At 63.7% G+C, this 10,535-nt stretch carries 9 protein-coding genes; 4 read left to right on the top strand and 5 right to left on the bottom strand.

Features of this window, described 5'->3' with window-relative positions; all coding sequences use genetic code 11:
• The first annotated feature begins 13 nt into the window (after positions 1–13).
• Positions 14–655, top strand: coding sequence for a TetR/AcrR family transcriptional regulator (locus tag B3547_RS15255; RefSeq protein ID WP_292964444.1), 642 nt, complete (start codon positions 14–16; stop codon positions 653–655).
• Here the strand turns inward: B3547_RS15255 and B3547_RS15250 are convergent.
• Genes B3547_RS15250 through B3547_RS15235 form a run of 4 tightly spaced genes read right to left on the bottom strand, consistent with a single transcriptional unit; the run spans position 652 to position 6,139 of the window.
• Complete coding sequence (locus B3547_RS15250) at positions 652–1,620, bottom strand: fumarylacetoacetate hydrolase family protein (protein ID WP_292964442.1); 969 nt, start codon at positions 1,618–1,620, stop codon at positions 652–654. The two genes, B3547_RS15255 and B3547_RS15250, sit on opposite strands and share 4 nt — an antisense overlap.
• Positions 1,621–1,673: 53 nt before the next feature.
• Positions 1,674–2,789, bottom strand: coding sequence for an FAD-dependent oxidoreductase (locus tag B3547_RS15245; protein ID WP_292964440.1), 1,116 nt, complete (start codon positions 2,787–2,789; stop codon positions 1,674–1,676).
• The gene (locus tag B3547_RS15240; RefSeq protein WP_125953437.1) at positions 2,786–3,694 is read right to left on the bottom strand and encodes a VOC family protein; all 909 of its coding nucleotides are present in this window, start codon (positions 3,692–3,694) and stop codon (positions 2,786–2,788) included. Before B3547_RS15240 ends, B3547_RS15245 begins: the two co-directional genes overlap by 4 nt.
• Before the next feature lie 36 nt (positions 3,695–3,730).
• On the bottom strand, positions 3,731–6,139 hold the full coding sequence (locus B3547_RS15235) for a TonB-dependent receptor (RefSeq protein ID WP_292964437.1): 2,409 nt from the start codon (positions 6,137–6,139) through the stop codon (positions 3,731–3,733).
• Between the two features lie 244 nt (positions 6,140–6,383).
• On the opposite strand from B3547_RS15235, the gene B3547_RS15230 reads away from it, so the two are divergent.
• The 3 genes from B3547_RS15230 (at position 6,384) to B3547_RS15220 (ending at position 9,692) form a co-directional block, all read left to right on the top strand.
• Positions 6,384–7,655, top strand: coding sequence for a Rieske 2Fe-2S domain-containing protein (locus tag B3547_RS15230; protein WP_292964435.1), 1,272 nt, complete (start codon positions 6,384–6,386; stop codon positions 7,653–7,655).
• Positions 7,656–7,989: 334 nt separating this feature from the next.
• Positions 7,990–9,384 carry an acyclic terpene utilization AtuA family protein gene (locus B3547_RS15225; protein ID WP_292964433.1) on the top strand — a complete coding sequence of 465 codons (1,395 nt, stop codon included), beginning with the start codon at positions 7,990–7,992 and terminating at the stop codon, positions 9,382–9,384.
• Positions 9,381–9,692: a DUF4387 domain-containing protein gene (locus tag B3547_RS15220; RefSeq protein WP_199558045.1), complete on the top strand. Its 312-nt coding sequence runs from the start codon at positions 9,381–9,383 to the stop codon at positions 9,690–9,692. The genes B3547_RS15225 and B3547_RS15220 overlap by 4 nt, the downstream gene beginning before the upstream one ends.
• Before the next feature lie 45 nt (positions 9,693–9,737).
• On the opposite strand, the gene B3547_RS15215 is transcribed toward B3547_RS15220, so the two are convergent.
• A complete protein-coding gene (locus B3547_RS15215) occupies positions 9,738–10,481 on the bottom strand; it encodes a class II aldolase/adducin family protein (protein ID WP_292964430.1) in 744 nt (247 codons plus the stop codon).
• Between the last annotated feature and the right edge of the window lie 54 nt (positions 10,482–10,535).

The raw sequence follows: 10,535 nt of genomic DNA, 5'->3' as shown, positions 1-10,535 counted from the left end.
CTAAGGGTGAAAAATGAGCAGCAGCAAACAGCCGCGCAGGGGCAAGGGACGACCGGTCGGTTCGGGGGATGGCGTTGGCAAGGAAACGCTGATTGCCGCGGCCAAGAAGCTGCTTCAGGAATTGACGCCCGCGCAAGTGACGATCGCCGCCATCGCGCGCGAGGCCGGGGCCGACCCTGCCCTTGTCCGCTACTATTTCGGATCGCGCGAGGCCTTGCTGCTGGAGGTCACGCAACAGATCGCGCTTCAGGCCGAGGTCGAAACCCGTTCGGAAGACCTTACCCCCGAGGCGGGGCTGGAAGACCTGATCCACCGCACGTTCCGCTTCACCCGCTCGGCTCGATACATGCAGCGGCTGATGGCCGAGGAATTGAGCAGCGTCCGCTCGCCCGAAGTGCGCGAGAAGCTGCGCAAATGGCAGAGCATGCCGGTCGAGGCCTACCAGGCCTTGCTCGATGCCGACCACGACAAGCAACTGACCGATTTCTCTCCCCTGTTTGTCCATCTGGCCGTGATCGGGATCAGCGATTTCTTCCACTCCGGCGAAGAGGTGGTGAAGATGCTCGTGCCGGAAGGAACCGATCTTGCCGCGCTGGAGCAGGAATACGAGGCGTTCGTGCCGAAACTCCTGCTAGACGGGCTCCGCCGGCGTTAACCGGCGTCGCCTTCCTTCACGCAAGGATTGCGCTGCTGCCCCAGGCCCGTGATTTCTCCCTCCATCACATCGCCATCCTGCAGGTAAACCCCGAAGGCCGATCCGTTGCCGTAGGGCGAACCGGTGCAAATCAGGTCGCCGGGCTGCAGTTCCACGATGCTCGACAGGAACGCGATCTGCCGTTCGATGCCGATCATCATGTCGGACGTGGATTCGTCCTGATAAACCTTGCCATTCACCGAAAGCCGGATGTTCAGCGCATAGGGATCGGCCACGTTCTGGCGCGGCACCAGCAAGGGGCCGAACGGCAGGAACGTGGGAAAGCTCTTGCCCGCCAGCCAGTCCGGCCCGACGGCCGAGCCGTCCTTGCGGAAGATCAGTTCGCGCGCGGTCACATCGTTCACCACGGCATAGGCGGCGACGTGGTCCATGGCCTGTTCGGGCGACACATGGCGGCAGCGCTTGCCGATCACGACGCCGAGTTCCAGTTCCCAATCGGGCTTTTCGACCTGCCGCGGCAGGACCACCGTATCGTTCGGCCCGATCACGGCGGACGGCAGCTTGATGAAGCAGAAGGGAGTCGATGTCTTCGCCTTCTCGTCCATCACGCGTTCGGCGTGGGCGCGCAGTTCCTCGGGCGACTTGCCTTCCATGTCGGCGGTGCGCATCGACGGATCGCCCATCATCAGGCCGATCACGTGCTTGCGATAATTCGCCCCCGTGCAGAACACCTGCCGGGGCACGTAAGGAACCAGCGCGTCCGCCATGTCGAACGGCACAGCCTGCGCCCAGGCGTCCTCGCCGAACCCGGCAAGGGCCGCGCATGTCTCTTCCCACGTCTCCAGCAGCCGCAGGGCATCATTCGGCAGGCCAACCCGCGCGAGTGGCAAGGCCTTGCCCGCGCGCACGGCCACCGCCGCAGGCGCGCCATCGACCTCGATCGTTGCGATACCGGTAAAGTCCACGTTCGGTTGCACCTTCTTCAATGGGGCTTCTGGCTTCAACAGGGCTTCTGGCTTCAATAGGGCTTCTGCAGCGCCGCCAGCGTGCCGCCCAGCATACGATTGGCTTCCACCTGGTCCCCGCCGGTCATCTCGATCGTGCCGATCCGCACGGAATTCTCCACCACGATCCGCGCGCGTTCGAAGCGGTGCGCCATAAACGAGGCCAGCGCGGCATCGACGCTGTCATGCCCGGCGAGTTCGCGCCCCAGCACCAGCGCGTCCTCGATCGCCATGCCCGCGCCCGACGCCATGTGGGGCGTGGTGGCGTGGGCGGCATCGCCGACCAGCACGACGCGTCCCTTGTACCAGGGGTCCGCCAGCAGTTGCCATTCCAGCGGCCGGTAGTTCACCAGCGAGTGATCGCCCAGACCATCGCGCACCTCGGCGACATAGCTTCCGAAGCCGGCCAGCAGATCCTTGAGACGGCCGACCATATCCTCCTGGGCATAGCGCGGGTTGTCCGGCACGTGCTCCAGCGCGAACAGGTACATGTGCGTGGGCGAAACGGGATTGAAGCCCAGCTTCACCGGCCCGCCGAAGAACATCTCCGTTCCGGTCATGCCCTCTGGCCGGGGCGCGACCGCTCGCCAGCAGCCCTGCCCGGTGAAGACCGGGGCCGGGGCATCGGGGAAGAGATGGCTGCGGGTCTGCGAATAGATGCCGTCAGCCCCGATCACCAGATCGAAGCGCCCGCGCGATCCATCCGAGAATGCGACGTCGACGCCATCGCCGGTGTCATCAAGCGCGGCGACCGTGGTGCCGAGCCGCACCGCCAACGGAGAGGCCTTGACCTTCGCGGACAGAATTTCGTGCAATTCGGACCGCATAATGCCGCCGCTGCAGTTGATCGGCGCGGCATCCGGCACCAGCGGCGCTTCGAACAGGATGCCACCATCCGGCGAGCGCCCCTTGAAGCCCGAGGCGACGTGCCCGCGCCGGCGCACTTCGTCCAACAAGCCGAGATCGTCGAGCGCGCGCAGCGAGGTACCGGTCACGCTGATGCCCGCGCCATAGGTGCGCCATTCGGGATCGGCATCGATCAGATCGACCGCCACGCCCTGCCCGCTCAGCACGAGCGCGGCGCTCATCCCCGCGATGCCGCCACCGATCACCAGGGCCGAGGCGATCATGCCGGCACCTGCCACAGTGCCGGATCGGGTGCCATTTCGGCATGGGGCTTGTTTCCCGGGATGATACGCCCGGTGCCCCACTGGTCCATCGTCTCAAGCCCCGGCGTATGGACCTTCGGCTGCCACGTCGCCTCGTCAACTTCCTCGAGGTCCGACGTGTACTCCACCGTATTGCCGTTGGGTGTGGTGTAATAGGTGAAGGTGTTGTTGCCCGCCGTATGGCGCCCTGGCCCCCATTGCAGTTCGATCCCGGCCCCGTTCATCCGGGCCAGGCCGCGCATCAGGGCATCGATCGAGGCAACGTCGAACGCGATGTGGTTGAGCGCGGGCGGTCCCGGCAGGATCGCCAGGCGGTGGTGGGCCGGATTGCAGCGCAGGAACACCATGAAATCGCCCAGCCAGTCCGAAAGCCGGAAGCCCAGCACGTCGCGATACCATTGCTCCAGCGCCTTGTGCGCGGGCGAATGGAGCACGACGTGGCTGATGCGCAACGGCGCCGCCAGTGCGGACGGCAACTCGCCCACCGTCCGCTGCGCACTGTCGGCGACCACTTCGAAGGCATGGCCGTCGGGATCGAAGGCCCTGAAGCCATAGCCTCCCGCCGGACCGTCCAGTTCGGCGGGCTCGCTGATGATCTTCGCGCCCGAACCTTGCACCTGGGCAAACAGGGCATCGACATCGGAGCGGCTTGCCGCCGAATAGCCGATCAGATCGGTCTTGCGGACCTCGTCCTGGCGCAGGCGGATCACATAAGGATGCGAAGACCCTATCGCCGCGAGGTACACCATCCCGTTCTGCTCGAACGCGGGTTCGAGCTTCCAGACATCGCGGAAGAAATCGCTCTCCGCCGCAATGTCCGGAACGGCGAGGGCGACGTACTGAAGGTCGGTGACCGAAACTGTCATGGGAATATGGCTCCGGATAGCTGGTGCTGGCTCATGCTAGAACTTGAACGCCGCCCGGATGCCGTAAGTACGGGGTTGCTCCGCGTTGGCGACGATCAGGTTGGCGCTGTTGGTAAAGGGATTCACGATGCGCTGGTTGTTTTCGACGTTGAAGACATAGCCCGTGATCGACCAGCGATCGCTTTCCTCCGCCAGCGTCACCGAAAGCGTGGTGACGAAATTGGCCGGTGCCTTCAGGTACGAAAGGTAATCGGCGCTGACGAAGGTGGAACTGCGGAACCGGGTATTGGCCTGGAGCACCAGCTTGAGCGTATCGAGGTGGAACGTTTGCTGCCCGTTGAGCGTGACGGACCACTTCGGCGCATTGAACGCGGGCCGGCCCGAACAGTTGATCGCGTAGACGTTGATCGTGCCGCCCGGCGTCGTCTGCGTGGTCGGCGCGAAGGGGCAGGCCGTGTTGGGCGGCAGCCCCTGGTTCGGCACGTAATAGACGAAGCTGTCATAGCTCGTGTCGAGATACTGCACCGAGCCTGACAACAGGGTATCGGTCGCGGCAAGGAGTTCGACGTCGAGATCGAAGCCCTTGATCGTGCTGTTGCCGATGTTGCGCGTCAGAAACACCGTCGATGGCGGATTGCCAAGGTCATAGCCGAACTGGCTGAACTGCTGGTTGCGGTACTTCCAGATGAAGCCTTCGAGGTTGACCTGCAGCTTGTTGCCGAAGAACCGGTTCTTCGATCCGATGGTGTAGGCGTCCAGCGTTTCCGGCGCATAGGATTCCAGTCCGCGAGCAAAGGTGAAGCCACCCGCATGGTATCCCGTTTCAAAGCTGGCATAGACCATGTTGCGCGGCGAAAAATCGTACTGCGCGGCAAGACGATAGGTGAACTTGTTGTTCCGGAGCCCCGAATTGACCGGGATCGGCGAGCGCAGCACGAAGGGCGCCGTGGTCGATCCGCCCGCAAACGGCGGCAGCACGAACAGCGGCACATTGGTGATCGGCACGCCGTTGGCGGCGTAGAACGCTTCAACATCGGCGGCGGTCTGCACGCGGGGGATAAGCGGCGTGTTCGGACAGACATTGCCGATGCCGGGCTGGCCGCAGAACAGCAGATAAACCTGCGACGTGCCGTTGAAGGTCTTGCGGTCCGACGTGTAGCGCCCGGCCGCCGTGAGGCTCAACCCCTCCACCGGCTTGAAGGTAACCTTGCCGAAGCCCGCCCACGATTCCGTGCTGGTCTTGAAGTTCTGGAAAGGCGAAAGCGTCCACTGGTTGTACCACGCGCTCGCCGAAATCCGCTCGTCGTAATAAATGCCGCCGATCAGGTAATCCAGCTGCTTGCCCAGACTGCCAGTCCACCGCGCCTCGACGCTGGCCTGCCGGTCCTTTTCCTTCGAACCGGATTCGCGGAAGATGTTGGTGAAGACGTAATCGAGGTTCGCCTCGCGCCAGGCCGGCTGGATCGTGAGCGTTCCTGCGTCCGTCTTGTAGTTCAGTTCGGCGGTGACGCCCCAGTAGTTGTTGTCGTTGGAAGGACGGCCGTCCTGCACGGCGCCGGCACGCCCCGCCTGCGCCAGAAAGCGCGAGGCCAGCAAGCCCTGCGACGCGGGATCGCCGGTGCCCTGCTGGGTGGAAAAGCCCGAAGGCACGAAGTTGTATCCGGCGAAGCCCGTGGGGCCGAAGGTCGGGTTCACCGCGCCGACGTAGTAGCCTGACGCACTGGCGCCACCCTGGTGGGCATAGTCGAATGCCAGCCGCACATCGAGCGCCGCGCTCGGCTCCGCATAGATCTGAATCCGGGCGCCGGCTTCCCGCTGGTTTCCGGTGCCATCGCTGAGAAAGGCATCGTGGCGGGAGAGATTGCCCGCGGCGCGGATCGCCACGTTCTCGCCCAGCGGCAAGTTGACCGCACCCTGCAGCGTCAACCAGTTGTAATTGCCATAGCCGGCGCTGACCTCGCCCCCGGTGCTGTTCAGCTTCGGGCGGTTGGGAATGACATTGATCGCGCCGCCCGTGGCATTGCGTCCGTAGAGTGTGCCTTGCGGCCCCTTGAGCACTTCCACGCGGGCCAGGTCATAGAACATGCCGGAGGTCGAGCTGGGCCGGCCAATGTAAACCCCGTCGTAGTTGAAGGCGATGGCGGGGTCGGAATAGGCGTTGACCGTATTGTTGCCCACGCCGCGCAGATAGAACGTGGTCGTGCCGCCGGAGCCACCGATGGTCGCGAGCGCGGGGGAGGTGCGGGAAAGGTCTTCCGCGCGCGTGACGCGCTGTATCGCCAGATCATCGGCCGTTACCACGTCGATCGCCAGCGGTGTCTTTTGCTGGCTCTGGCTCACCCTTTCGGCGGTCACGATGATCTCGCCCAACTGCCCTGCCTGCGGATCGGCATCGCCGGCTTCGGCATAAGCCGTGGCCGGCAACGTTCCGAGCGCGATGGCCATCACACACGCATTGCCATGGAATCGCTTCATGATCCCTCTCCCGTTAAGCGCCCATTATTCTTGGGCGGCTGAATTATTAATTCCGGCTATCATGAAATATAGGGCTCCGCAAGCGGGTGCGTGAGCCTCGCGCGCCTCCCGCATGAATTATTTCTTGCCAACCGGAATTATCGTCCTAGCCTTGGTGGAAATTCGCAAGGCGGCCTCTGCGGCCGACCTTCGCAACGCGATTGGGAGATCGAACATGCTCAATTCCGCCGACAACACCCTGCTGACCCGGATCGGGCCGGGCACGCCGATGGGCACCATGCTCCGGGAATACTGGGTGCCGGCGTGCCGCTCGGCCAAGCTGGAAGCCGATGGCGCTCCGGAGAAGGTGCGCCTCTTCGGCGAGAACTTCGTCGCCTTCCGCGCCACCGACGGACGGGTCGGCTTTCTGCAGGAAGCATGCCCGCATCGCTGCGCGAGCCTGCGCCTGGCGCGCAACGAAGGGAACGGCCTGCGTTGCATTTTCCATGGCTGGAAGTTCAGCGTCGACGGCGAATGCGTCGATGCTCCCACGGAACCGCGCAGCCAGCGGGAACGCTTTGCGCAAAGCGTGCCCGTGCGCAGCCATCCCACACGCGAGGCCGGCGGGCTGGTGTGGGTCTACATGGGCGCGCAAGAAACTCCGCCGCCCTTCCCCGACTTCGAGTTCACGCAACTGCCCGACACGCACGTGTTCCCCTTGCGCGGGATCATCAAGACCAACTGGCTGCAGGGTCTCGAAGCCCTGCTCGACAGCGCGCATGTCACCTTCCTGCACGCCACCAATCTCGACAGCGCGGTCGGCCGATCGCTCTTTCTCGAAGAGAGCGATATGATGCTGGGTGACGGCGCGCCCGTCTTCGAATTCGACGAGAAGCCCTATGGCTTCACCGAAGGGGCGATCCGCACGGAACTGGGCGATCAGGACTATGCCCGGGTGCGCGAGGTGGTCCTGCCCTTCTTCAGCTTCATTCCCGCCGCCCCCACGGGCGCGCGGATCGTGTGCTGCTCGATACCGATCGACGACGAAACCACCGCGCAATGGTACATATCCTACGATGCCGATGCGCCCGTCGATGGCAGCAACCTGACACTGATGGGCAACTGGAGCGGCGATCCCGACCACTTCAATTCGGACATGGGCGATGAATCCAACCTCTGGCACCAGGACCGCGAGGCGATGAAGGCCGGGCACTGGTCCGGCATCGTCAACCGCGGCAACCCCTACGAGGATTTCGCCGTGCAGGAATCGATGGGGACCATCGTGGACCGCAGCCGCGAATACCTCGGCACCTGCGACCGGGTCATCTACCGTGCGCGCCGCATGTTGCTCGATGCGGTCCGGTCTTATGAAGCGACGTCGACCGTACCGTTCACCGGTCCCCAGGCCGAACTGCGGACCATCCGCGCGCTAAGCTTTGCCTACCCCAAGACAGAAAACTGGCGGGATGTCCGGCAAGCCCTGCTCACCGGGCACGAAAACGCTTAGGATCTGAAGCCGTTGCTTCCCTGACAATGCTGTGATCCAGGCGTTCATGGAGTTGCCTGAATCAGGGGTGATTTGTTCTGTCCGACCGACAAGCAGATCGCTCGATTGCAGCCCCATTTTCACAAAATCATGAGCGCGAGCGGGTTGGTGCTCGACAGGCCTTGAGCGGTATCCTCGTCATCAACCGCAACGGGTCGTCCTCCGCCCCGCCGGTGTAATCGCTGTCGGGCGCTTTACGACCGATCAATATATATATTGATAAAATCCGTACATCTTGACGACTCCATGATGATGGGTGGACAAATGGCTCCACGGATCAACAGGAGCAGCAGGTATGGGCAAGGAATGCGATGACGAGGTGGTAATTCTGGTTCCCACCGGATCGCTGGGCGCCGGCGCACGCGAGGAAGAACTGGAATACGGCATTGCCCAGGGCGCGCAGGTTATTGCGACCGATGCTGGCTCCACCGACAGCGGCGCGGCCTATCTCGCGCTGGGCATCTCGAAGAACAACCGTGGAGCGGTTAAGCGCGATCTCACCCTGATGATGAAAGCCGCCTCCAGGGCAGGCATTCCGATCGTGGTGGGCACCAGCGGCCAGGCCGGCGGCGATCTCAATCTGGAATGGACGCGAGATATCGCCGTGGAAGTCGCGCGGGAACTGGGCATTCGCCCCCGGATCGCCCTGCTCTATTCGGAGCTTTCCAAGGAAACGGTCAAGCGGAAGAACGCCGAAGGGCGGATTCGTCCGCTCGCGCCGATGGGGCCGCTTGACGATGCGACGATCGACGGTTGCGATCACATCGTTGGCGCAATGGGACCGGAACCGTTCATCGCCGCGCTGGAAGCGGGCGCCGACATCGTGCTGGGCGGCCGCACCACCGATACGGCGGTGATCTGCTGCTACGCGCTGATGAAGGGCGCCCCCCGGGGGTTGAGCTGGCACGCCGGCAAGATCGGCGAATGCGGCGGCCAGTCGACCATCAAGACGGTCGACGCGGCAGGCCTGCTCATGCGTATCCGGCGCGACAGCTTCGAGGTCGAGCCGCTCAACCAGATCAACACCTGCACGCCCGAAAGCGTTTCGGCGCATATGCTCTACGAGAACAGCGATCCGTTCCGCCTTTTCGAACCCGGCGGCGTACTGGACGTGACTCATTCGCAATACGAGCAGGTAACGCCCCGGACGGTCAGGGTGACGGGCTCCGAATGGGAAGAAATGCCCTATACCATGAAGCTGGAAGGCGCGGCCGCAGGCCAGTACCAGACGCTGATGCTGGTCGGTATTCAGGATCCGGTCGTGCTCAACGACCTTGAGACCTTCCAGGCGAAGATGACCAAGACGCTTTACGATCGCGTCCACAGCACCATCGGCGAAGCGGCGGGGAACTTCCACATCTCGCTCAGGCTCTATGGCTGGAACGCGGTGTCCGGCGCGCAGCCGAAGGCCGGCACGCCGCCACCGCCCGAAATCGGCGTCCTGTTCGTGGCCACCGCCGATACGCAAGACATGGCGAACCAGATCGCCAAGGCCTGCAATCCCAAGTTCTTCCATATGTACATGCCCGCGCACCACGAAATGCCGAGCTACGGGTTCGCCTTCACGCCGGCCGATATCCCGCGCGGCCCGATCTACGAATTCAAGCTCAACCACGTCGTCGAATGCGACGATCCCATGGAACTCGTCCGCACCGAATGGGTGGACCTCAGCCTTGAGGAGGCCGCATGATGCCTACCGTGCAAGACGTTTGCCGCCACGTCCGTTCCAAGAACGCCGGGCCGTTCTGGGTGACTTTCGACCTGTTTTTCCGGAACCGCGAAGACTTCCACCGCTATGCGCGGCACCCCGCGCTGGGGCCGGCCACCTTCGAACGCTTGTTCGGGACCGACCCGGCGCTGGTCAAGCAGTTCCCCGTCGAAAACCTCAACATGGTCAAGATTTCCTGCGTGCGGCCGGCTCCTTCGGGCGGACGCGAGGAGCGCGACATGCACAGCGGCCAGATGTTCGTTCGCTTGCTGGACGTGCAACTGGACTGATACGCGAAAGGTGCGGCGGGCCTCCCTGCCGCACTTCCGCCCCCGTCAATTGCGGAACGAAGGGTCCATCCGGTCCAGCTTGCGCAGCAGCGCCGGCCACGCGAGCGCCCCGGCGGCCATGGCGACCATCGCCGGAGGCGTCTGCCCCGCAACCTTCTGCTCGACCCCCTGCGGCGGTGTGTTCAGCCGGTCATGGCCGGCGGCCAGCATCATGACCTGGGCCTGGCAGGCCCGCTCAAGGAAATAGAGCCGCAGGAAGCATTCGCCCACGGTGGCGCCAACCGCGAGCGTTCCATGATTGCGCAGGATCATCGCGTGCTTTTCACCAAGGTCCTGGACCAGCCGCTCCCGTTCGTCGAGGTCGGTCGCAATGCCTTCGTAGTCGTGATAGGCCACGGTGTGCTTGGCGATCATCGCCGTCTGCGTGTGCGGCAACAGCCCGAATTCCATGGCCGAAACCGCCTGCCCGTGCGGCGTGTGCAGGTGCATCACCGCCATGGCGTCCTCGCGCGACATGTGGATCGCCGAATGGATGGTGAAGCCCGCCGGATTCACAGGATGGGTAGAGGGACCGACCGGATTGCCCTCCACGTCGATCTTGACCAGCGACGAAGCGGTGATCTCCTCGAACATCATGTCGTAGGGATTGATCAGGAAGTGGTGTTCCGGCCCCGGCACCCGGCATGACAGGTGCGTGAAGATCAGGTCGTCCCAGCCATAGTGCGCCACAAGCCGGAAGGCGGCGGCAAGATCGACGCGCGCCTGCGCTTCTTCTGCGGACATTTCCATTCAGCAACCTCCCCTTTTCGTGACCGGAACGGCGCCCGCCATCCAGATTGCAAA

Source organism: Novosphingobium sp. UBA1939, assembly GCF_002336885.1.
Taxonomy (GTDB): Bacteria; Pseudomonadota; Alphaproteobacteria; order Sphingomonadales; family Sphingomonadaceae; genus Novosphingobium.
This window is presented reverse-complemented; position numbering and strand designations above follow the sequence as displayed.